This window comes from Streptomyces sp. NRRL S-244, assembly GCF_000717915.1.
Taxonomy (GTDB): Bacteria; Actinomycetota; Actinomycetes; order Streptomycetales; family Streptomycetaceae; genus Streptomyces.
In genome coordinates this window covers 60,364-82,378 of the sequence record NZ_JOCX01000020.1, presented here as the reverse complement: position 1 = coordinate 82,378, position 22,015 = coordinate 60,364, and the positions used below count along the sequence as shown (strand labels likewise).

Below are 22,015 nucleotides of genomic sequence, written 5' to 3'. Positions count from 1 at the left end.
GTCCGGCTGCTGCCGCGGATCCCGCCGGGCCGGTACGCGGACCGGCGGGAGCTCGCGGCCGCGGCTCAGGCGGCCGTCACCGTCGCGTCCACGCCCGTCGCACCCCTCACCTCACTCCCCGCTTCCTCCCTGCTCGCGGGCGTACCGGCCCAGCCGGGCTCGCCGTCGGCCACCGACAGGGACAGGGCGAAGCGGCCCTCCACGTCCGTCCACCACTGAGTCAACTCCAGTCCGGCCGCGGCGAGTTCCTTCCGTACGCCCTCCTGGCGGAACTTCGCGGAGACCTCCGTCAGGATCTCCTCGCCCGCCGCGAACGGCACCACCAGATCCAGCGCCCGGACCTTCACCACCAGCTCCGACCGGGCCCGCAGCCGCATCTCGATCCATTCCTGCTCCCGGTTCCACACCGCGACGTGCGCGAAGTCCCCGGTGTGGAAATCCGCGCCCAACTCCCGGTTGACGACGGCCAGTACGTTCTTGTTGAACTCGGCCGTCACCCCCTGCGCGTCGTCGTACGCGGCCACCAGCACGGCCTCGTCCTTCACCAGGTCCGTCCCCATCAGCAGGGCGTCCCCGGGCGACAGCATCGCCCGTACGGAGGCCAGGAACACGGCGCGCTCCGGCGGCAGCAGGTTGCCGACCGTGCCGCCGAGGAACACCACCAGCCGGGGCCCGGGCGCGTCCGGCAGCCGCAGCGGCTTCGTGAAGTCGGCCACCAGCGCGTGCACCCGCAGCCCCGGGTGCTCCGCCAGCAGCGTCCGCGCCGCCCCCTCCAGGGCGCTCCCGCTCACGTCCACCGGGATGTACGTGTCCAGCGCGGGCATCGCCTCGATCAGGTGCCGGGTCTTCTCCGAGGAACCGGAGCCCAGCTCCACCAGCGTGCGCGCCCCGCTCGCCGAGGCGATCTCCCCGGCCCGCGCCAGCAGGATCTCCCGCTCCGCGCGCGTCGGGTAGTACTCGGGCAACCGGGTGATCTCCTCGAAGAGTTCGCTGCCCCGTGCGTCGTAGAACCACTTGGGCGGCAGCACCTTGGGGGACACCGTCAGTCCGTGCAGGACGTCCGCGCGCAGCGCGGTGTCCGCGGAGTGCTCGTCGAGGGTGCGGGTCAACTGGAAGTCGCTCACGGGGAGGTCTCCTTCAGCGGGGTCAGGTCGACCCGTGTGCCACGGGCGGTCAGCAGGGTCCGGTCGGGTACTTCGCACCAGCGGGAATCGTCGTCGTACGGCTCGGACGCCACCACCGTGCGCTCGGCCGCCGCGTCGGCCAGGTACCAGAGCGAATCGCCCCAGGCCGTAGCGGCGATGCCGGTGCCGTCGGTCAGCAGCAGGTTGAGCCGGGAGCCGGGCGCTGCCGCCGCGAGCTCCCGCACGGGCTCGGCGAGCGCCGAGCCGAGGTCGTCCCCCCGCTGCAGCCGGTGCAGCACCAGCGCCCAGACCAGCGCCGAGTCGGTGCTCGCGGCCAGGGACAGCAGCTCCGCGGGCGGCAGGGTGGCCGCGAGCGGCGCCGCCGCGTCCGGCCAGTCCCGCAGCGCGCCGTTGTGGCTGAACAGCCACGGCCCGGCGGCGAAGGGCGCCGCCGCGGCCTCCCCGTCCGCCCCGAACACGGTGGCGTCCCGTACGGCGGCCAGCGCGGCCCGCGTACGGACGACCCGGGCCAGATCGGCGAAGTTGGCGTCCCCCCAGATCGGCCCGGCCCGCCGGTAGCGCGCGGGGGCCGGGTCGCCCTCGGCGTACCAGCCGACCCCGAAGCCGTCGGCATTGACCGTGCCGTGGCTCTGCCGGCGCGGCTCCCAGGACTGCCGTACGAGGCAGTGCTCGGGCTCGGTCAGCAGCCGTGCCAGGGGTATCTCGGGGCCGATGAAGGCGATGTGACGACACATCAGGCATCCCTCGCGGTCCGGAACCCGGAGAAGATCTGCCGGCGCACCGGCAGGTCCCAGTTGCGGAAGGTGCCCCGGCAGGCCACCGGGTCCACGGCGAACGAGCCGCCGCGCAGCACCTTGTGCTCCGGTCCGAAGAACACCTCCGAGTACTCGCGGTACGGGAAGGCCCGGAACCCCGGGTACGGCAGGAAATCGGAGGCCGTCCACTCCCACACGTCGCCGATCAGCTGGCGCACCCCGAGCGGGGACGCCCCGGCCGGGTAGCTGCCCGCCGGGGCCGGCCGCAGATGGCGCTGGCCGAGGTTGGCGTGCGCCGGGGTCGGGTCCTCATCGCCCCACGGGTAGCGGGTGGAGCGGCCGGTGGCCGGGTCGTGCCGGGCGGCCTTCTCCCATTCCGCCTCCGTGGGCAGCCGGCGCCCCGCCCAGCGGGCGTACGCGTCGGCCTCGTACCAGCTGACGTGCAGTACGGGCTCGTCGGCGGGCACCGGCTCGGTGACGCCGAAGCGGCGGCGCAGCCACTGGCCGGCCTCCCGGTGCCAGAACAGCGGCGCCTCGATCCCGTTCCGGTGTATCTGGTCCCAGCCCTCTGGGGCCCACCAGAGGTCGTCCCGGTAGCCGCCGTCGGCGATGAACGCCTGGTACGCGGAGTTGGTCACCGGCGCCGTGTCGATCCAGAACGCCCCGGTGTCCCGGGTGTGCGCGGGCCGCTCGTTGTCCAGCGACCACGGCTCGGCCGAGGTGCCCATCGTGAACGGACCGCCGGGGACCAGGACTTCGGCGGCCGCGGGCGGCGGGCCCTGTGGGGGATCCGGATCGGGGGCGGTGAGCACCGGCTCGCCCCGGCGCAGCTGATGGGTGATCAGCATGGTCTCGTCGTGCTGCTGTTCGTGCTGGGCGATCATCCCGAACGCGAAACCGTCGTCCAGCAGCGCGGATCCCTCCAGCGCGGTGCGCTCCAGCAGGTCGAAGACCCGGCCGCGCACCTCGGCCGTGTAGCTCCGGGCCTCCGCCGGCCCCAGCAGGGGCAGTTTGCGCCGCTCGGAGCGGGGGTGGCGGAACGCGTCGTAGAGCGGGTCGATCTCGGGGTGCAGGGAGTCGTGTCCGGCCACGTTGCGCAGCAGCCAGAGCTCCTCCTGGTTCCCGATGTGGGCCAGGTCCCAGACGAGCGGGGACATCAGCGGGGAGTGCTGGGCGGTCAGGTCGCGGTCGCTGACGGCGTCGGTGAGCAGGGCCGTACGGGTGCGGGCCGCGGTCAGGGCGGCGAAGGCCCGCTCGCGCAGGTCTGCGGGTGTCCAGCGGGTGGGCGCAAGGTCCGTCGGAGTGTGGTCGGCTGAAGGCGATGCGGTCATGAGCGGGCCCCCGTCCCGGTGAGCTGCAGGTATCCGTCGTCGGCCGGGCAGCGGCCGCGCAGTGTGAAGCGTTCGGTGAAGGCGCCGACCACGTCCTGGACGTGCCGGCTCGCGCCGAGCCGCGGCAGCGCCTCGGCGGCGGCCCGGAAGCAGGTGGCGGCGGCCGAGCGCAGCTCCGGATCGGCCAGGCCGTGCCGGGCGGCGGACTGCCACAGCGGGTTGCGCGGCGCGGGCCGGGGCCCGTGGGTGTCGGCCAGCGCCTTCGCCACCCGGTACGCGCTCTCGGCGGCCTCCGGATCGTCGAACAGCGCGTGGACGACGGCCACCGGCACCAGCCAGCCGTCGTCGCCGGGCTGGGCGTCGATCATCCGGAACTCCAGGTGGCCGCGCGGGCGCACCGGCGGGAACAGCGTGGTCAGGTGGTACTCCAGGTCCTCGGCGGTGGGCGGCCGCAGGCCGTCCCGGCCCGGGGCGCCGTTGCTGCCGGCCCCGGCCCCGGCCCCGTCGGCGCGCAGCCAGTCGCGGAAGGTCATGCCGCGCGGGACCGGCCACGGGCCGTCGCCGGCCGACCGTACGCACATCACCTCGGTGTCCAGCGCGTGCCGGGTCCAGCCGCTGCGGGGTTCGGCGTCCAGCGGCGGGGCGAGCGAGCGCCGGGCGTCGAGATCGTGCCAGATCCCCTGGCGGGAGCACCGCCAGCCGGCGTACGGGCCCTCGTGCGCGGGGGAGTTGGCGAAGGCCGCCACGAACACGGCGCCCAGCAGGTGCGCCAGCCGCCAGCGCCGGCCGTACCCGAGCGGGCCGGGTTCCTCGTACCCGGCGTCCACGCAGACCTGTACGGAGGCGGAGGAACACATCATGGCGCGCCCGGCCGGGCCGGTGCGGTCGAAGTAGGTCTCCATCGCGTCGTAGCGCGGGCTGTACAGCAGGCGGCGCAGGGGCCGGCGCGGATCGCGGCCGGTGCCGCGCAGGGCCAGGCCCCGGGACCGCAGGGCGGCCCGTACGGCGGTGAGGTCGGCCTGAAGGCCGTCCACGCAGCCGGAGAGGGAGGGGGCGGGCGCGGAGCTGAGCTCCAGCTGGCCGCCGGGCTCGACGGTGAGCCGGGAGTGCAGGGGCAGGGCGCGGGCCGCGTCGTGCGCGGCGGTCAGCCGGTCGGGCGGCAGTATCTCGCCGGGCCGCTCGGCGTCCAGTACGAGCCATTCGAGCTCGGCACCGAGGGTGCGGGGCGGGCCCGTCTTGAAACAGATGCCGTGGACCAGGTCCTCGGCGGCGGTTTCGCCGAGAGCGTGTGGGTCGCCCTGGGCCTGCGGGTCTGGTGGTGCGTACGAGTCCTGTGGTGTGTACGAGTCCTGTGGCATGGCAGGGTCTCCTGTCCACGGGTGCGACTTGACCATGCCTACCTACCCGTCCTTGTCGGCCTGAAAAGGGGGGAGCGGGCCACCGCGCGGAAAATCTCTGGCCGCGGGTGGTTCCTGCTGCCGATGATTGCGGTGTGAGCAGCAGATTGCGTGAGATCGCGCGGGAGAACGCGACCATCGTGGCGGCCGGTCGGTACCGGACGCGGTCGGGGCGGCAGGTCTCCCTCGCCGCCGCCCTGGCGGAGTCCAGGGCCGGAACCAGAATATATGGGCCAAACCAGGTCATTCCAGACGAGACACTTCCCGCCGGACGGTACGAGACGGCCGTCGAGGTCACGGGGGAGAGCAGCACGGTCGCAGCCCGTAGGCTCGCCGAGGACGGTCCGGGGCCGGTCTCCGGGGCCTCGGTGGCCGTCCTGAACTTCGCCTCGGCCCGGAATCCCGGGGGCGGATACGTCCGCGGGGCCAAGGCCCAGGAGGAGGCGCTGTGCCGCGCCTCGGCCCTGTACGAGACCCTGCTGGAGGCCCCGGAGTACTACGAGGTCCACCGCGCGGGGCGCAGCACCTTCTACACCGACCGGGTGATTCACTCGCCCGGGGTGCCCGTCTTCCGCGACGACCGGGGCGAGCTGCTGGACACCCCCTTCCGGGCCGGTTTCCTGACCTCCCCGGCACCGAACGCGGGCACCATCCGCCGCCAGGAGCCGGAGCGCGTCGCCGAGATCCCGGCGGTCCTGGCGCGGCGCGCGGAGCGCGTCCTGGAGACGGCGGCACTGCACGGGTACCCGCGGCTGGTGCTGGGGGCGTGGGGGTGCGGGGTCTTCCGCAACGACCCGGCGCAGGTCGCGGAGGCCTTCCGGGCCCTTCTGGCCGGGCGTTTCGCGGGGGTCTTCGAGCGGGTGGTGTTCGGGGTGCTGGACCGCGATCCGGGACCGCGGGAGGCGTTCGAACGGGCTTTCGCCGAATTCGGGGCGTAGGGCGGCCCGGGCCGGCCGGGCAGGGCTTTGCGGATACTCCCTAGCGCCAGCCGTAGCGCTCGCGGAGCCGGTTCACGACCAGCTGGAACCTGCCCCGGTCCAGGGCGCACGCCTCGCGCCGCATGCCGTCCTCGTGCACCCGCAGCACCCGGTCCACGTCCACCCAGGACTCCCGCCCGGCGCCGTCCCACGGCCCGGTCCCGATCGGCACCCACTCCCGGTCGTTGTCGTGCCGCTTGCTGGACAGCTGTACGGCGAGCAGCGTCCGCCCGCCCGCCTCCCGGGCGACGACCAGCACCGGACGGTCCTTGCCTCGGCCGTCGTTCTCCTCGTACGGGACCCAGGTCCACACGATCTCGCCGGGGTCCGGATCGCCGTCCTTGTCGGGCGCGTACTCGGTGCGCACGGGCCCGATGGCGTGCGGATCGGCCTCGGTGGTGGCGGTGGCCCCGCCGCGCCCGGGCTGCTCGATGGGGTCGGAGCTGTGGTGGGAAAGTGCCGTCATGCGGCTGAGGTTAGTGGTTCGGGCGGCCGTCGCGGTGCGGTTCAGCCGGTGACTTTCAGCAGGCTGTGGCGGACACGGCCGAGGCTGCGCGCAGGGATTCCCGGTGCGCCCGGGCCGTGCTCATCCGCGTACTGCTGACCAGCCCCTGCTCCTCGTAGTGGCGCGCCTGCATCGCCAACCCCGACCTGGTCGAGCGGCTGCGCCTCGGGCTGCCCGTAGCCCCGGTGGACGAGGCCACGTTCTACCAGGGCGGCGACGCGGGTTACCTGACCTACCCGGCGTACCGGCACACGGACTGATCCCGCTCCGAAGGCAGACGGGCGAAACGGGCGCGGCGGGGGTTTCCGTCTGGTCGGCCGGTCGTTACGGGGAGCGGAGGAAGGAGGTCCGCCATGCCCGCACACGGACCCGCGAAGCAGCCCACGACCGAGCTCGACCCCCGCTACAGCTCCGCCCTCAACCCCCGCCCGGGCGCCGAGGACGTGACCGCCACCGACTGGGCCGACGCCCAGCGGCAGTTGGAGACCGCCGAGATCTTCTGGCTGTCCACGGCGCGAGCCGACGGACGACAGCACGTCACTCCCGTGATCGCCGCCTGGCACGACGGGGTGCTGTACTTCTCGACTGGCCCGAGCGAGCAGAAGACGAAGAACCTCGCCCACGACGGTCACTGCGCGCTGACCACCGGGGGCAACTCCCTCACCGAAGGGCTCGACCTCGTGGTCGAGGGCACGGCGGAGCAGATCGCCGATCCGGCGCGGCTGGAGGAGGTGATCACGGCGTACGAGACGAAGTACGGCCCCCACATCACCTCCCCCGAGGGCACCTTCCACGGCATCGGGGACGCGTTCCGCAAGGGCGACGTGGTGGTGTTCGCGGTCCCCCCGTCCACGGCCTACGGCTACGGCCGCAACGACGGGGTCTACACCCACACCCGCTGGACGTTCTGAGCCACGGGAATCACGAAGGCGCCGCGTCGTCAGCGCGTCGGCAGCGGGTCCGGTCCCGTTGTGGGGGCGAGGTGGTGCCGGATGTACCACTCGGTGCCCGTGACTCGCCTCTGGACCGCGGGCGCAAGGGCGGCGATGCGGCCGGGGGCGGCTCCCCGGTCCGCCTCGCTGCGGTGGGCGGCAATGGCGGCCAGCTTCTGCTCGGCCCATGGGCTCACGTCGACGGCTGTGACCAACCCGTCCGGGACGGAGTACGCGCCGTCCACGGTTCTGCCGGGTCGCAGGAGATGCCCGCCGAGGGCGTGGGCGGCGGAGTGCGGGTGGGTGGCGAGCCAGAGCGCGGTCGGCTGCCAGGGATCTCCGGCCTCGGGGTGGAGCCGGCCGAAGCCGGCCGCGTGGACGGCCAGGACCGCGAGCCTGTGCGCGTGCATGTGGTCCGGATGCCCCGTCAGACCCCCGTACGCGTCGTTGGTGATGACGACCTCCGGTCGGAACTCCCTGATCCGGGCGACCACGGCCCCCACGGCCTCGTCGAGAGGTGCGTCGCAGAACCGTGGCCGGCCGGGCGCCGAGGACGGGACGCGGGCGTCGGCGTAGCCCAGCAGCCGGGGCGCACCGGCGCCGAGGATCTCCAGCGCATCGGCGAGTTCGGCAGCGCGCCGAGTACCTGCCGTCCATGTCGCGGTCACCACCGCGGTCCGGGCGCCCGCCGCAGCGTGCCGGGCGAGGACACCGCCCGCGAAGAGGGCTTCGTCGTCGGGATGGGCGAAGAAGGCCAGAACGCTCGGCATCGGCATGAGGCACCACCTTCCTGAGTGCTTTCACCGATACCCGCGGTGTCAGCGGCGCACCCTCCTGCCGTCACCCGGGGGGTGTCCGGGGGCGTGTCACGTGGGGGAGAGCCGTCTTCGGCGTGTGGGGCGACGACGGCTCTCCGGGGAGGGGGTCAGGGGCAGCTGGTGCGGGTGTCGCCCGGGTCCGTGGTGCAGGTGTCGGTGCCGGGGCCGCCGTTGGCGGTGTCGTTGGCGGAGACGCCGTCGGTGGTGGTCAGGCGGTCGTTGCCGTAGTCGCCCGTCAGGATGTCGTTGCCCGGGCCGCCGTTCAGGGTGTCGTCGCCGAAGCCGCCGTCGAGGTTGTCGTTGCCGTAGCCGCCGTGGACGGTGTCGTTCCCGTAGCTCGCGCGGACGGTGTCGTTGCCGCCGAGGCCGCAGATCACGTCGGCGAAGTAGCCGCCCGTCAGCGTGTCCGCGCCAGTGGTGCCGATGATCGTGCAGCCGCGGGCGTTGTTCGCCGCGGTGGTGGTCGTGGCCGTGTTGTTGGAGGTCGACGGGTCCTGCTGGGTCGCGCTCGCGACGGCCGTGTTCGTGACCGTACCGGTGCTCCGCGGCTCGCCCGTCACCGTGACCGTCGCGCTCGCGCCCGGGGCCAGGGAGCCGAGGGCGCAGGTGGCCCCCGTCGCCGTGGTCGTACACGTACCCTGCGAGGCGGCGGCCGAGGTGAGGCCCACGCCGGCTCCGGAGAGCGTGTCCGACAGCGTGACGCCGGTCGCGGTCGCGGTGGAGGCCGCGGAGTTGGAGACCGTCACCGTGTACGAGGCGCGGTCGCCGATGCTCACGGTGGCCGTACCGGTCTGCGTCACCGACAGGTCCGCGCTCGGCGGCGGGGGCGGCGGCGTCGTGCCGTCGCCGCCCTGGTAGCGGGCGAGGGCGAAGGCGAAGCCCGCACCGAAGCCCGCCGCGACGATCTTGCCGTCCGGCTGTACGAGCACCCCGCGGGCGCCGTCCCAGTCCTGGAAGCCCGTGACCACGAAGCCGTCGCCGCCGAAGCCGGTGTCCACCGTGCCGTTGGTGGTGAAGCGGGCCAGGCCGAAGTCGTTGGCCTCCTGGCTGTTCGGGTCGTCGGCCTGCCCCGCGATGACGATCTTGCCGTTGGGCTGGAGCGCCAGCGCGTTCGCGCCGCCGCCGTCCCCGGGGAAGTGGACCGACGTGCGCCCGCCGGTGCCGAAGCCGGCGTCGGGGCTGCCGTCGGCGTTGTAGCGCAGCAGGGCGACGCCGACACCGCCGGTTCCGGCGGCGACGATCCTGCCGTCCGGCTGCACCGCCACGGCGTTGCCGAACTCGGTGCCGCCGAAGTCGGCGGTCACCATGCCGTCACCGCTGAAGGAGGGGTCGAGGGTGCCGTTGGGCAGGTAGCGGGCCACGCCGATGTCGAAGGCGGTGTTGCCCACGTACCCGACCGAGACGATCTTGCCGTCCGGCTGGAGGGCCATACCGCGGGCGATGCCGCCGGCGTCCTGGGGCGATGCGGGTGTGAAACCGGCGACGACCGCGCCGTCGCCGCCGAGGCTCGGGTCCAGGTGGCCGGCGGTGTCGAGGCGGACCAGCGCGAAGCCTCCGCCGCCGCCCTTGCCCGCAGCGATGATCTTGCCGTCGGGCTGCACCGCCACGTCGGCGCCGTCCGCGGATCCGCCGAACTCCTCGACCCGTACCAGGCCGCCCTCGCCGAAGCCCGCGTCCGGACTGCCGTCCGTGTTGTAGCGGGCCACGGAGAAGAAGCAGCAGCCGCCGCCCTCCTCCGCGACGACCTCGGTGGTGCCCGCCACGACGATCTTCCCGTCCGAGGGCTGGATCGCCACCGCGTTGGCCGTATGGGCACCGCCGCCGAAGTCGCTGGTCACCGTGCCGTCTCCGGCGAAGCCGGAGTCGAGGCTGCCGTTGGCGTTGTACCGGGCGAGCGCGAAGCCGCCCTCGCTCAGCCCCGCCACGACCAGTTTGCCGTCGGCCTGCCGCGCGATGTCGTGGCCTTCCGCGTACCCGGGGAACGGGGTGACCACCCGGCCGTCGGGACCGAACGACGGATCCAGGTCGCCGGGCGCGGCCAGCGCGGAGCCGGGCAGCGCGAGGACGAGCGCCAGGCCGAGCGCGGCGGCCAGTACCCCGGTCGTCCCGCCGGGCCCGCGGCGCCGCCGCCGCGCGGGTCTCAGGTGTGCGTGGGTCATGGGCGTACGAACCTCCGGCCTCGCGGGGTGCAGGGAGCAGCGCACAGCTTCGTACGGGAGCCCGCCCGCGCCCCGCGAGCCGTGCCGCACCGCGCCCACTGGGCCCCGGGAACCACCCCGGCGGGGGAGCGCGCGGAGGTGATCACGGCGGTGGTCGCGGTTGTGATCGCGGCGGTGATCGCGGCGGTGATCGCGGGGATGGGCCGCGTGCTCAGCCGGCGGCGGCGCCGAACCACTTGGGCAGGTGACCGAGCAGATCGTGCTGCTCCTCACCGACCCACGCCACATGGCCGTCCGGCCGCAGCAGCACCGCCGGCACGTCCAGTTCGTCACTGACGTCGACGACGTGGTCGACCCGGTCCGACCAGCCCGCCACCGAGAGCCGGCCGGTCTGGTCGAGCAGCAGGCCGCGGCCGCCGTGCGTCAGGTCGTACAGGCGGCCCCGCTTCAGCTGTACGTCCCGCATCCGCCGGCCGAGCAGTTCGTGGCGCTGGTTGCTCTGGTCGCCCTGGTCACCCTGGTCACCTTGGCCGCTCCGGTCGCCCTGGTCGCCCTGGTCGTTCTGGTCGCCCTCGCCGAAGTCGTAGCGGACCGAGATCGCGGTGATCTTCTCGATGAGGTACCGGTTCACCTCCTCGAAGTCCATCAGTTCCGCCAGCAGCCGGCGCACCGACTGGGCGCCCGGCTCGGTGGACATCAGCTGGATCTGCGCGCGGGTGTTGTCCAGCACGGCGGCCGCCACCGGGTGCCGTTCCGCGTGGTAGGTGTCCAACAGGCCCTCCGGTGCCCAGCCGGCGACCTCGGCGGCCAGTTTCCAGCCGAGGTTGAACGCGTCCTGGACGCCGAGGTTGAGACCCTGGCCGCCGGTCGGCGGGTGGATGTGCGCCGCGTCGCCGGCCAGCAGCACGCGGTCGACCCGGTAGCGCTCGGCCAGCCGGGTGGCGTCGCCGAAGCGGGAGAGCCAACGCGGCGAGTGCGCGCCGAAGTCGGTGCCGGCGAAGGCGTGCAGCTGCTGCTTGAACTCGTCGAGGGTCGGCGCGGTGGCACGGTCCTCGGCCACTCCCTCGGCGGGCACGACGACGCGGTAGACCCCGTCCCCCATGGGCATGGCGCCGAACCGCAGCTGGGTCTTGCGGACTTCGGCGATCACGGCGGCCACCGTCTCCGCCGGCTCGGCCAGCTCCATCACGCCCAGCAGCGTCTCGACCCGGGACGGCTCGCCGGGGAAGCCGACGCCGAGCAGCTTGCGCACCGTACTGCGACCGCCGTCGCAGCCGACGACGTAGCGGGCGCGCAGCCGCGTGGCGTCGGCCAGCTCGACGGTCACCCCTTCGTCGTCCTGGCTCAGCCCGACCAGCTCACAGCCGCGCCGGATCTCGACGCCGGCCTCGATGGCGTGCTCGGCCAGCAGCCGTTCGGTGATCTCCTGCGGGATGTGGAGGACGTACGAATGCGCCGTGTCCAGCTGCTCCGGCCAGGAGGTACCGAGGCCGGCGAAGAAGCCGCCGACCGTGAACTGCCGGCCGAGCGGGAGGAACCGCTCCAGCAGGCCGCGCTGGTCCATCACCTCGATGCTGCGTACGTGCAGACCTTGGGCGCGGGACTGACGGGTCGGCTCCGCTTCCTTCTCCAGCACGAGCACCCGCACCCCGTGCAGCCGCAGCTCGCCGGCCAGCATCAGGCCGGTCGGTCCGCCGCCGACCACGATCACGTCAATCATCAAAACCCCCAGGTACGTTGACAGAGGCAGGTGTACTGCTCGAATCCCTGATTTCGGCAGGTCCTGGCCTCGGCCGATGATTGTGCGGCATGACGGGGGCCTTGCGGCAAGCCCCCCAGTGCGCTATATGTTGAGAGTGGCAAGGAGTGGGTAACCTCCTTGCCTTTCTTTTTTGTCCGCCGCTCGGTGGCTTCGCGCACAGCGGGAACGTTCCGCCGGGCCGCCTCGTTGGTCCGGGGTCCGCTGCTCTGAACCGCGAACGCCAGGAGTACCGTGCCCGTACCCGAGACCTCGTCCGGCCCCGCCATGCCCTCCCTCCCGCCGCTCGCCGCCCAGGCCGAGCGCCTGATCGAGCTCGGGGTGCACGAGCGCGCGGGGATTCCCGCCGATGAGCTGCGCGCCTTCGCTTCCGCGGAGGACGCCGGCGGCGGGCACGGCGACGACGCCCTGCTCGCCGTCCATCCGGACCGCGCCCCCGCCTCCGCCCTCGCGCCGCTGCTCCGCCGCGACGGCAAGCCCGGCTTCGTCGTCACCGACATGCCCGACGTCGACGGCTTCGCCCCGCTCAACGCCGTCGAGCTGCCCGACGCCCCGCTCTACGTCGTCACCGGCCTCGATCGCGGCGACCACATGGCCAATTGGAGCCCGGAGGAGGCACTGCCGGCCCTCACGAAGGAGGAGCGCACACCGCTGCTGCTCACCGAGGGCATCCACTGGGTGCTCCAGCAGCCGGCCGCCCTGGAACGCAACCGCTGCTTCATGACCATCGGCTCCCGGCTGCGCAAGGCGAACGGCGCCCTGGACGCCCGTACCCCGGCGATCTGGATCAGCAACGGCACGGGGCGGGACGGCCGCGAGCGGCGCAACGCCCCGAAGGTCGGCTGGTGCTGGTGGGGCAACCGCCACACCTGGCTCGGCTTCGCCTCGGCGGCGGGTCGCACAGCCTGACCTCCTATACGGCGAGCCCGGTCCGCTGCTGCCGGGGCAGCTCGGCGCGGCGGACCGGGTCGGAAGCCAGGACGACGATCCCGCCCAGGCCGGCGAAGGCGCCGCAGCCGGCGAACACCGGCGCCGCGCCCCAGGCCCCCATGGCCGCGCCGATCAACGGGTAGCGCAGCCAGCCGGCCATCGCGAGCAGCGCGGCGCTCGTCGCGGCCCCCGCACCGAAGCCGCTGACGATCCAGCCGTAGCCGGAAGGCCCCCAGCCGCGCTCGGCGTTGAGGAGCACCATGCCGACGCCGAGGATGCCGGTGAGGCCGAGTTCGCAGATGGCGCCGGCGGCGACGAGCGGGCCGATGAGGCGGTGGCGGCGGATGTAGCGCAGGCCGTCGATCAGGTCCTTCCGTGCGGTGCCGGGCGCCGACTGCTCCTCGGTACGCCCTCCGACGGCCCCCATCCGTATCCGCAGCGTCAGCAGGAGCGGCAGCGATAGCGCGAAGAACAGGCCGGCGACGGTGAAGGCGGCCGCCACGCCTCCGAGCCCCATGGCCAGGCCGCCGATCGGTGGGCCCGCGATCTGGCTGAGGCGCATCGACAGGGACCGCATTCCGGTGACGCGGGCGAGCTGGTCGGGGCTCGTGATGGGTGGGGTTTTCGGGGTTCGGGTGACCCCGTGGAGGGGGGCGGCCGGGTGGCGGATACGGTCGGGGCGACTACCAGGGTGGGGGAGACGGGTACATGGACGAGCGGCTCGAAGCCGAGGGGGAGGTCGCGGTCGCGCGGCTCGCCATCGGCAGCGGCGACCTGCGGCACGCGGCGGTGCATCTCGGGAACGCCCTGACCGTCGCCCCCCAACTTCCCGACGCGTACGAGGCCCTCGCCGAGCTCGCCGTGGCCGCCGGCGGCAACGCCGCCGCGCTGGAGCTGTTCTCCACGGACGAGCCCTACCTCGGCACGGTCGCCTGCATCGCCCAGCTCCACGCCGCCGCAGGCCAATGGGACTCCGCCCTCCCGGCGCTCGCCTCCGTGATCGGCGCCGATCCCGAGCGCCCCTGGGCCGACGTCGCCTGGCTGGCCGATCCCGCCCTGCCCGGCCGGGTTCCGCCGGACGCCGTCACGCAGGCCGTCGCCGTACTCGTCCGTACCCTGCCCGAGCCGCTGCCGCCGCAGCTCCGCGATGGTGTCGGGCCGTTCTACGCCCTGGTCCGGGCCTGTGTGACCGCCCATCCCGGGCACTCGCTGCTGCACACCATGGCCTCCACCCTGGCCCGCCGCTTCGGCGACACGGCCGAGGCCGTCGCATGGGCAGAGCACGCCCGCAGCCTCGAACCCGGCCACTGGCAGGCGGTCGTCCTCGGCGGCGCCCTGCGCGCCGCCGGACGCCCGGACGAGGCCCTGGCCGTCTGGGAGGCGGAGATCGCCCGCGACCCCTCGGACGTGGACCTGTACGTGGACGTGGCCGAGCTCCACCGGCACGGCGGCCGCCCCGCCGAGGGCCTCGCCTGGCTCGACCGAGCCCTCGCCGTCGAACCGGAGCACCCCAAGGCCCTGCCCGCGGCATTCGCCCTGCGCCACGCCGTCGACGGAGGTACGGCGCACCTGCTGGCCCTCTCCGACCATCTGCGCTCCCACCCCGAACACGGCTACGCCGCCGCCCTCCTGGCGGAGCTGTGCGAGGACGAGCCGTGGCTCGGGCACGTGCACTCCGCGTCGGAAGCGAGCGTCAACGTGCTGCACCAGATGCTCGCCAACCCCGAGAGCGCCCGCGACCACGAGATCGAGCTGCTCAGCTCCGCTCTCGAAGCCCCCAGCACACGGCTCGCCGTACGCATGGGCTTCCCGAACTCGAAGATCGACTACCAGTCGGTGGCCGCGCCCGACCCCCGGGTTCCGCAGTACGAGGTCGGCACACCGCTGTGGCGGTTCGACGGCCCCGAGGGGCTCGACGCCCGTCCCGCCCTCGATCCGCCCTCCGCCGCGTCCGCGGAACTCGTACGCGAAATCACCGCCCTGGCCTGGCCGGCGCCGGTCGCCGCGTACGACCACGCCGTCCGGCTCTCGGGTCTGGACCCCGCGGACCTGCTCGCCGTCTGCGTACACCCGCCGCTTCCCCGGGAGGACGGGCAAGGGGCGTACCTGCTGGGCCGGCAGCCCGAGATGTGGGTCCGTGCCGTACAGGTCTTCGCCTGCCTGGGGCTGGCCCACCACCGGGCGGACGAGCCCTGGGAGGACTCCCGCCGCAGGGCCCTCCTCCTCGACCTGCTCTTCGGCCCCGAGGACTGGACCAACGAGGCGGCCGGCTTCGCGCTCCTCGCCACGGCCTGGTCGGACCCGTCAGCCCGTGAGGACGTCGGGGTACGCCTCGTCGACCGCATGATGGCGGTCGGCAAGGCCTGGCGGGAGCGCGACGCCACGAGTCTGGCCTCGCTGTGCCGACTCGTACTCGCCTGCCCGTGGCTGGACAAGACCTTCCTCGACCTGGCCGGGAAGATGCTGTCGGCGGCGGTGGAGTTCGACGCCCGGTCCCCGGAGGACGAGGCGGAACGCGGCGCCGCCATCACGGCCGAACTGGAAGCACGGCAGTCCCGTGCCGCAGCGCCGCAGGACGCCTCGAAGCCCCGGTCCCTCCTGAGCCGGCTCTTCGGCCGCACCCGCTGAGCCGCAGCGCGTAGGTGCGGCGCCGACCGGGCGGGGCTGCCCGTCCGGCCGGCTCACCAGCCGCCGACGGGCCCGGTCGGCCAGTGGTTCGGCAAGGCTTCGGCTGCTTCCGCCTGGGCCGCCAGGGAGAGGAGGAGGGGTTCCGAATCGGCCGGGCCCAGGAGCTGGGCCCCCAGGGGGAGGCCCTCGGTGGTGAAGCCCGCCGGGATGTTCACGCCCGGCCAGCCCAGGACGTTCCACGTCCATGCGTACGGGCACGCCGCGATCATCGCCCGGTCCGTGGCCATCGCCCCGAGCCCCGCCAGGGCTCCGATCCGCAGCGGGGGAGTGGCCGTCGTCGGGGTCAGGACCACGTCGAACCGGCCGAAGATCTCCCCGACCCGCCGCCGCAGCAGGGTCTCCGCCCGGCGGGACGCCCGCAGCGGCAGCCCGCCCAGGATCCGGCCCGTGCGCATCGCCTCGTGCGTGCGCGGGTCCAGCAGCCCGGGATCCGGCACCCGGGACGCCCAGTCCCGTACGCCCCCGGTCGCGCGGGGGACGAAGGTCAGGCCGATCTGTCCGTAGCGCGGATCCTCCGGGACCACCTCGTGGCCCAGGGCCTCCAGCCGGCCCGCCAGCCGCTCCACCGCCGAACGGACCTCCGGATCAAGGGACTTCGGCGTCGCCGTGAAGGCCATCCCGAACGACAGGGCGATGCGCAGCCGGCGTGGCGTGCGAAGGGTCGCCTCGACCGCGGAGACGGGGGCCGGGTGGTGCCGGTCCCCGGCGTGCGGGCCGCTCGCGGCGTCGAGCAGGAGCGCCGCGTCGCCGACGCTGCGGGCCAGCACTCCGTTGACGGTCAGCCCGTGGAACGACTCCGGCTCCGGCCAGGTGGAGATGCGTCCGCGCTGCGGCTTGACGCCGACCAGGTGGGTCCAGGCCGCGGGGATCCGTACGGACCCGGCCCCGTCGGACCCCAGCGCCGCCGGGACCAGCCCCGCGGCCACGGCGGCCGCCGAGCCGCCGGAGGAACCGCCGGGCGTGTAGGCCGGGTTCCACGGATTGCGGGTCTCGCCGAAGGCAGGGCCCTCGGTGAACGGCCACTGCCCCAGCTCCGGAGTCTGGGTCTTGCCGATGACGACCGCGCCGGCCGCGCGCAGCCTGCGTACGGCCTCGCTGTCGGCGGTCTTCGGCGGGAACTCCCCGGCGCACCCGAACGCGGTCGGCTCCCCGGCCACGTCCATGTCGTCCTTGACGGCTACCGGTACGCCGAGCAGCGGGAGCCGCTCACCGGCGGCCAGGCGCCGGTCCGCCGCGTCCGCCTCGGCGAGGGCGGCCTCGGCGCGCACGATCCGGAAGGCGTTGAGGACGGGCTGCGCGGCGGCGATCCGCTCCAGCGCCTCCTCGGCCAACCGGCGGGCGGAGACGGCCCCTTCGGCGAGCGCCCGCGCCGTGTCCACCAGACCGGCGGAGACGGAAGGGGCGCAAGGGGTAGAAGAGCCGGAAGAGCCGGAAGAGCCGGAAGGGACAGTTGAAGACTTCGTAGCTGACGACGGCACCGACATCGGACCTCCCCGTTACCGCTCGGTAGGACCGAAGGTAACGGGGAGGGCCCTAGGGTGGCTAGAGCGGCTGGATCCAGCCCTCCAGCGAGGCCATGAACCCGTCGAAGTCGTCCCGGTGGATGGTGTGTCCGGCGCCGGCGACGGTCCGTACCTCGAAACCGCGCTCCTCCAGCAGCGCGGCCCGCTCCGGGGAGATGAGGAAGCTCGGGTCGGCGAGCTGGACGAGCGAGGGGACCACCGGCGCCGCCGGCAGCAGGTCGTCCTTACCGAACAGCGCGGAGAGGCCGAGCGCCGTCGCCTCGTCCCAGACGGCCAGGGTCTCGAGCTCCACGTCGATGTCCGCCTCCTCCCAGCGCGGGTTCATCGCCCGGATCTGCTCCTTGGGCGCGGACTTGAACTGAGCGAACAGCTCCGGACCCATCCCCTCGGCCGGGCCGGCCAGGTACCAGGCCGGGTCGGAGAACACCGCCCGCTTCGGCTTCAGCCGGTCCACGGCCAGCGAGAGGGTCAGCCCGCCCAGCGAGTGGCCGATGGCGAGGTCGGCGCCGGCGGGTAGGGTCTCGACCACGTCCTGCGCGAAGAGCTCCGGGCGGTACTCGCCCCGCCCGCTGGCGCCGTGGCCCCGCAGGTCCACGGCGATGACGCGGTAGCCGCGCTCGGCGAGTGCGGGACCCACCCGGCGCCAGGTCCGGTGGTCGGCCATCATGCCGTGGATCAGGAGCGCGACGCGGTCGCCCTCGCCCCAGGTGTGGGTGTGCAGCTGCACGGTGATGCCTTTCTCGGCGGTGGTGGCAGAGGAATCAGCAGTGGTGACAGGGGAATCAGCAGTGGTGACAGAGGAACAGGAGTCGGCGGGAACGCGGGTACCGAACGCGGCGCCGGTGCGCCGCCCTCACCGCACACCGCGGATCGGCTTCACCGCCAGCGCGCCCGCCACCGCCAGGACCGCCGCGGCGACGAACAGCGCGGTGTAGCCGCCGCTCAGCGAGACGATCACCGAGGCGACGAACGGTGCGATGATCTGCGGCCCCGCGTTCGCGATGTTGAGCACGCCCATGTCGCGGGCCGCGTCCTCCGCCTTCGGGAGCACCATCGTCACGAGCGCCGTGTCCACGGCCATGTACGAGCCGAACGCGAGCCCGTTGACGGCCGCGAAGGCCAGCATGGCGGCCCAGCTGTCCGACACGGCCGGGATCACGAGCGCGACGGCCGACAGCAGGGCGGAGGCGCCGACGAACAGCTTGCGGCGGTCGAGCCGGTCGGAGAGGTACCCGCCGAGGACCGTGGAGAGCACCATCGCGACGCTCGTCAGCGGCATCAGCACCGCCACCGCCGCCTCCGGCTTCATGCCGTCGGGCAGCACGGTGTGGTCCTGGAGGATGTACAGCTGGTACCCGCTGACCGCGAAGTACCCCAGCACGAGCAGCGCCCGCCCGATGAAGGCCCAGCGGAAGTCGTGGTCGCGCAGGGCGCCGGTGAACGCGGCGAGCTGCTCCCTGACCGGCAGCGGGGCGCGCGCCGGGAGCCGTTCCTCGCGGGTGCAGGCCGTGAACAGGACCGCGGCGCCCGCCACGATCGCGCCGAAGACGAGGTACCCGGTGCGGTAGTCCTCCGAGAACGCGGCGCCGATCAGCGCGCCGAGGGTGGAGCCGAAGGGCAGGCCGAGTCCGACGGCCGCGGAGGCCTTGCCGCGGGCGGACTTCGGGACCCGGTCGGGGACCACGGAGGTGATGGCGGCCTGGTAGACGTTCATGACGGCCTGGCCGAGGCACCAGGCGATCGTGATCAGCAGGATCGTGTCGGCGGCGCCGAGCAGGAGCATCGCCGGTACGGCGGCGAGTCCGCCGCCCAGGATCCAGGGATTGCGCCGTCCGCTGCGGTCGGAGAGGGCGCCGGCGACGGGGTTGAAGATCGTGGCGAAGATCGCCGAGACCCCCGCGATCAGGCCGAAGTTGGAGACCTTGTTCGCCGGGTCGACGTCCTCGACCTGGAGGGCGAGCAGGACGCCGGCGACGCCGATGTAGAGCGCGTACATCGCGCTGTTCCCGACGAGCAGCAACGGGAACAGGCCGCGTCCCGGAGTGCGCGGGGCGCTGGTGGCGGCGGGTGTGGCGGGTGCGGCGGACGCGTCGTCGGGGGTGGCTCCGGTGGTACCGGTGCCGGAGGAGGAAAGGGCCACGGTGCCCTCCTGGGCGGGTTCTTCGTGCGGATGAGGGTGGGGTGAAGCTGAGGTGGGGGGTACGGGAGGGGGCGTCGGGAGGTGTGGGGAAGCAGTGCAGGGAGGGGCACGGGGAGGGTGCGCGCCGCCCTGTCGCGGCGGCGGGGGTGCGTCGGAACACGACAGGGCGGCGGCACGGCGGGACACGGTCGGACACGTGCTGCGGCGCCCCCGGGGAACGGGATGTGACACCCCGGGTTACACGTGTCAATGAATCGTGTAACCACTGTGTAGCATTCGTTTCCGGCCATCCGCTAGCCCCCGGGCGCAATCGGTCTGGAAAGATGCCACGGCAATGTCACAGTCATCGAAACCGCCGCAGCCGGCCCCCGTGCCGACCAGCGCCGACGTGGCCCGTCTCGCCGGCGTGTCGCGCGCGACCGTCAGCTACGTCCTCAACAACGCCGAAGCCGTACGCATCAGCGAGCCGACCCGCCGCAAGGTCCGCCGGGCCGCCGAGGAGCTCGGGTACGTGCCGCACGCCGCGGCCCGCAGCCTGCGCGCCGGCCATACCCGCATCGTGCTGCTGCCCACCTCGCACGTGCCGATCGGACCGCTCTACAGCGCCTTCCTCAACGAGCTCCAGTGGTCGCTGCGCCGCCTCGACTACACGGTGGTCCAGTACGGCAGCCTCGGCCTCAGCGGCGACGAGGCCGCCCGTGCCTGGGCCGAGCTGCGCCCGGTCGCGGTGATCTCGCTCGGCGAGATCACCCTCTCCGCCCACAACGTGGCCACGCTCAAACGGGCCGGCGCCCGCGCGGTGATAACGATGGGCCCGGTCGGGGTCCCCGGGGCGCACGCCCTGGTCATGGACCAGAGCGAGGTCGGCGCCCGGGCCGTCGCCCACCTCGTGGAGCGGGGCCACCGGCGGATCGGCGTGGTCGTACCGGAGGAGGAGGGGATGGAGCTCTTCTCCACCCCCCGGCTGGAGGGCGCCCGCTCGGTGGCGGGCGCCGAGGTCGAGCCGCTGGCGATGGCCTACTCGGAGGAGTCGGCCGCCGCGCTCGCCGCCCGCTGGCGCTCGCTCGGCCTGGACGCGGTGTTCGCGTACAACGACGAGTACGCGATGCTGCTGATGCGCGCCCTGCTGGACGAGGGGCTGCGGGTCCCCGAGGACGTCGCGGTCATCGGCGCCGACGACCTGCTCATCGGCAGGCTGCTGCGGCCCCGGCTGAGCACGGTGCAGATCGAGCTGCCGACCGGGGACCACCTGGCCGAGCTGGTGGACCGGGCGGTGCGCGAGCCCGGCGAGATCACGCAGCGGCACGACCTGATCTCCGCCGTGGCCATCCGGCGCGAGTCGACCTGACGACCGGCCCGGGCTGACGGCCGGCCCCCGCTGACGACCGGCCCCGGCCCGCGACGGCCGGCCCGCCTGACGACCGGCCCGCCCGGCGACGGTCGGTCGTTGGCCGGCAGAGGGCCGTTGACAGCCGGTGACCTGCGGACGGAGACTGCGGGCGCGCCCCACCGGGCGCGCCCGGCACCGCACCGGGTGCCGACCCCGGCACCGCCCCGGCGCCGCCCGTACGGATCCGCGCAGGAGAGCCCCCATGAGCATCCGCACCGCCCGCGACGGACTCAGCGTCCGCGACGTCTACGTCGTCGACGCCGTCCGCACCCCGATCGGCAAGTTCGGCGGAGCCTACGCCGGGGTCCGCCCCGACGACCTCGCCGCGCACGTCGTACGCGCGCTGGTGGACCGTACGCCCGACCTCGACCCCGCCCGCATCGACGACGTGGTCTTCGGCGATGCCAACGGCGCGGGCGAGGACAACCGGGACGTGGCCCGGATGGCCGTCCTGCTCGCAGGGCTCCCGGTGTCCGTCCCCGGGGTCACCGTCAACCGGCTCTGCGGTTCGGGCCTCGAAGCGGTGATCCAGGCCGCCCGGGCCATCGCCCTGGGCGACGCCTCCGTCGCCATCGCGGGCGGCGTCGAATCGATGAGCCGCGCCCCCTGGGTGGTGCAGAAGCCCGAGCGCGCCTTCCCGGCCGGCCACCAGCAGATGTGGTCCACCACCCTGGGCTGGCGGATGACCAACCCCCGCATGCCCGCGGAGTGGACGGGCTCGCTCGGCGAGGGCGCCGAACTCATCGCGGAGAAGCACGGCATCACCCGCGAGGCCCAGGACCTCTTCGCCCTGGAGAGCCACCGCAAGGCGGCGGCGGCCTGGGCCGCCGGGCAGTACGGGGGCGAGGTCGTCGCGTACCCCGGAGTGGACCTCGTACGCGACGAGTGCATCCGGGAGGGCTCCACCCTCGAGTCGCTGGCCCGCCTGAAGCCCGCCTTCCGGACGGACGGCACGGGTACGGTCACGGCCGCGAACGCCTCCCCGCTCAACGACGGCGCCGCGGCGCTGCTGCTGACCGACGAGGAGGGGCTGGCCGCCACCGGCCGGGAGCCGCTGGCCCGGATCAGCGCCTCCGCGGTGACGGGCATCGAGCCGCAGCTCTTCGGCCTGGGCCCGGTCGACGCCGTGCAGCGCGCGCTCGCCAAGGCGGGCCGGAGCCTGACCGACCTGAGCGTGCTCGAACTCAACGAGGCCTTCGCGGCGCAGGCGTTGGGCTGCCTCGCGGCCTGGCCGGAGCTGGACCCGGCGGTGCTGAACCCGCGCGGCGGCGCCATCGCCATCGGGCACCCGCTCGGCGCCTCCGGGGCCCGGCTGGCCGGTTCGGTGGCGCACCAGCTGGCCGCGGCCGGCTCGGGTACGGGCATGGCGACGCTGTGCATCGGGGTCGGGCAGGGCATCGCGCTCGTCCTGGAGCGCTGAACCCAACCCACCCACTCCGCGGGGCCGTCGATCGTTTCCGGTCACGGTGGCCCGTCAACTGCCCAATAACTGAACAGATGTGGTGCCTCCGGTCTGGCACGATGGCGCGTGCTGCCGCCCCCCGCCCCGCCCCATTCCCACCGGAG

Annotated in this window: 17 protein-coding genes and 2 pseudogenes; 7 read left to right on the top strand and 12 right to left on the bottom strand. The window is 73.8% G+C overall.

The window, feature by feature from the left end; translation table 11 throughout:
- Nucleotides 1-65 precede the first annotated feature (65 nt).
- Genes egtD through egtA form a run of 4 tightly spaced genes read right to left on the bottom strand, consistent with a single transcriptional unit; the run spans nucleotide 66 to nucleotide 4,589 of the window.
- On the bottom strand, nucleotides 66-1,124 hold the full coding sequence (gene egtD, locus IF02_RS0123340) for an L-histidine N(alpha)-methyltransferase (protein WP_078622271.1): 1,059 nt from the start codon (nucleotides 1,122-1,124) through the stop codon (nucleotides 66-68).
- Nucleotides 1,121-1,879 carry an ergothioneine biosynthesis protein EgtC gene (egtC, locus tag IF02_RS0123335; protein ID WP_030159975.1) on the bottom strand — a complete coding sequence of 253 codons (759 nt, stop codon included), beginning with the start codon at nucleotides 1,877-1,879 and terminating at the stop codon, nucleotides 1,121-1,123. Before egtC ends, egtD begins: the two co-directional genes overlap by 4 nt.
- Complete coding sequence (gene egtB / locus IF02_RS0123330) at nucleotides 1,879-3,231, bottom strand: ergothioneine biosynthesis protein EgtB (RefSeq protein ID WP_030159973.1); 1,353 nt, start codon at nucleotides 3,229-3,231, stop codon at nucleotides 1,879-1,881. Before egtB ends, egtC begins: the two co-directional genes overlap by 1 nt.
- Complete coding sequence (egtA, locus tag IF02_RS0123325; RefSeq protein ID WP_030159970.1) at nucleotides 3,228-4,589, bottom strand: ergothioneine biosynthesis glutamate--cysteine ligase EgtA; 1,362 nt, start codon at nucleotides 4,587-4,589, stop codon at nucleotides 3,228-3,230. Before egtA ends, egtB begins: the two co-directional genes overlap by 4 nt.
- Before the next feature lie 134 nt (nucleotides 4,590-4,723).
- Here egtA and IF02_RS0123320 point away from each other — a divergent pair, with 134 nt between their 5' ends.
- Complete coding sequence (locus IF02_RS0123320; RefSeq protein WP_030159968.1) at nucleotides 4,724-5,566, top strand: TIGR02452 family protein; 843 nt, start codon at nucleotides 4,724-4,726, stop codon at nucleotides 5,564-5,566.
- Nucleotides 5,567-5,606: 40 nt separating this feature from the next.
- On the opposite strand, the gene IF02_RS0123315 is transcribed toward IF02_RS0123320, so the two are convergent.
- Nucleotides 5,607-6,071: a type II toxin-antitoxin system PemK/MazF family toxin gene (locus IF02_RS0123315; RefSeq protein WP_030159966.1), complete on the bottom strand. Its 465-nt coding sequence runs from the start codon at nucleotides 6,069-6,071 to the stop codon at nucleotides 5,607-5,609.
- 161 nt (nucleotides 6,072-6,232) lie between these two features.
- On the opposite strand from IF02_RS0123315, the pseudogene IF02_RS35660 reads away from it, so the two are divergent.
- Nucleotides 6,233-6,370 (top strand): annotated as a pseudogene (locus tag IF02_RS35660) (alkene reductase); the annotation flags it as partial.
- A gap of 93 nt (nucleotides 6,371-6,463) precedes the next feature.
- The gene (locus IF02_RS0123310; protein WP_030159964.1) at nucleotides 6,464-7,021 is read left to right on the top strand and encodes a pyridoxamine 5'-phosphate oxidase family protein; all 558 of its coding nucleotides are present in this window, start codon (nucleotides 6,464-6,466) and stop codon (nucleotides 7,019-7,021) included.
- A gap of 29 nt (nucleotides 7,022-7,050) precedes the next feature.
- Here the strand turns inward: IF02_RS0123310 and IF02_RS0123305 are convergent, their stop codons facing one another.
- From IF02_RS0123305 to IF02_RS0123295, 3 genes are all read right to left on the bottom strand, one after another.
- Nucleotides 7,051-7,818 (bottom strand): PIG-L deacetylase family protein, encoded by a 768-nt coding sequence (locus IF02_RS0123305; RefSeq protein ID WP_037836962.1) that lies wholly within the window; start codon nucleotides 7,816-7,818, stop codon nucleotides 7,051-7,053.
- A 149-nt stretch (nucleotides 7,819-7,967) separates the two neighbouring features.
- A complete protein-coding gene (locus IF02_RS0123300) occupies nucleotides 7,968-10,019 on the bottom strand; it encodes a DUF11 domain-containing protein (protein ID WP_030159960.1) in 2,052 nt (683 codons plus the stop codon).
- A gap of 211 nt (nucleotides 10,020-10,230) precedes the next feature.
- Nucleotides 10,231-11,739 carry an FAD-dependent monooxygenase gene (locus IF02_RS0123295; RefSeq protein ID WP_030159958.1) on the bottom strand — a complete coding sequence of 503 codons (1,509 nt, stop codon included), beginning with the start codon at nucleotides 11,737-11,739 and terminating at the stop codon, nucleotides 10,231-10,233.
- 306 nt (nucleotides 11,740-12,045) lie between these two features.
- Here IF02_RS0123295 and IF02_RS0123290 point away from each other — a divergent pair, with 306 nt between their 5' ends.
- Nucleotides 12,046-12,687 carry a DUF5701 family protein gene (locus tag IF02_RS0123290; RefSeq protein WP_030159956.1) on the top strand — a complete coding sequence of 214 codons (642 nt, stop codon included), beginning with the start codon at nucleotides 12,046-12,048 and terminating at the stop codon, nucleotides 12,685-12,687.
- 4 nt (nucleotides 12,688-12,691) lie between these two features.
- Here the strand turns inward: IF02_RS0123290 and IF02_RS0123285 are convergent.
- Nucleotides 12,692-13,327: pseudogene (locus IF02_RS0123285) on the bottom strand (MFS transporter); the annotation flags it as partial.
- A gap of 89 nt (nucleotides 13,328-13,416) precedes the next feature.
- On the opposite strand from IF02_RS0123285, the gene IF02_RS0123280 reads away from it, so the two are divergent.
- Entirely contained in the window at nucleotides 13,417-15,336 is a 1,920-nt protein-coding gene (locus IF02_RS0123280; protein WP_051696476.1) for a tetratricopeptide repeat protein, read from the top strand.
- Between the two features lie 53 nt (nucleotides 15,337-15,389).
- On the opposite strand, the gene IF02_RS0123275 is transcribed toward IF02_RS0123280, so the two are convergent.
- The 3 genes from IF02_RS0123275 to IF02_RS0123265 form a co-directional block, all read right to left on the bottom strand.
- On the bottom strand, nucleotides 15,390-16,880 hold the full coding sequence (locus IF02_RS0123275; protein ID WP_078622270.1) for an amidase: 1,491 nt from the start codon (nucleotides 16,878-16,880) through the stop codon (nucleotides 15,390-15,392).
- A gap of 58 nt (nucleotides 16,881-16,938) precedes the next feature.
- Nucleotides 16,939-17,646 (bottom strand): alpha/beta fold hydrolase, encoded by a 708-nt coding sequence (locus IF02_RS0123270; protein WP_030159949.1) that lies wholly within the window; start codon nucleotides 17,644-17,646, stop codon nucleotides 16,939-16,941.
- A gap of 126 nt (nucleotides 17,647-17,772) precedes the next feature.
- Nucleotides 17,773-19,059 carry an MFS transporter gene (locus IF02_RS0123265; protein WP_030159947.1) on the bottom strand — a complete coding sequence of 429 codons (1,287 nt, stop codon included), beginning with the start codon at nucleotides 19,057-19,059 and terminating at the stop codon, nucleotides 17,773-17,775.
- Nucleotides 19,060-19,393: 334 nt separating this feature from the next.
- On the opposite strand from IF02_RS0123265, the gene IF02_RS0123260 reads away from it, so the two are divergent.
- On the top strand, nucleotides 19,394-20,407 hold the full coding sequence (locus tag IF02_RS0123260) for a LacI family DNA-binding transcriptional regulator (protein WP_030159945.1): 1,014 nt from the start codon (nucleotides 19,394-19,396) through the stop codon (nucleotides 20,405-20,407).
- 244 nt (nucleotides 20,408-20,651) lie between these two features.
- Nucleotides 20,652-21,869, top strand: a complete 1,218-nt coding sequence (locus tag IF02_RS0123255; RefSeq protein WP_030159943.1) for a thiolase family protein — start codon at nucleotides 20,652-20,654, stop codon at nucleotides 21,867-21,869.
- Nucleotides 21,870-22,015 lie beyond the last annotated feature (146 nt).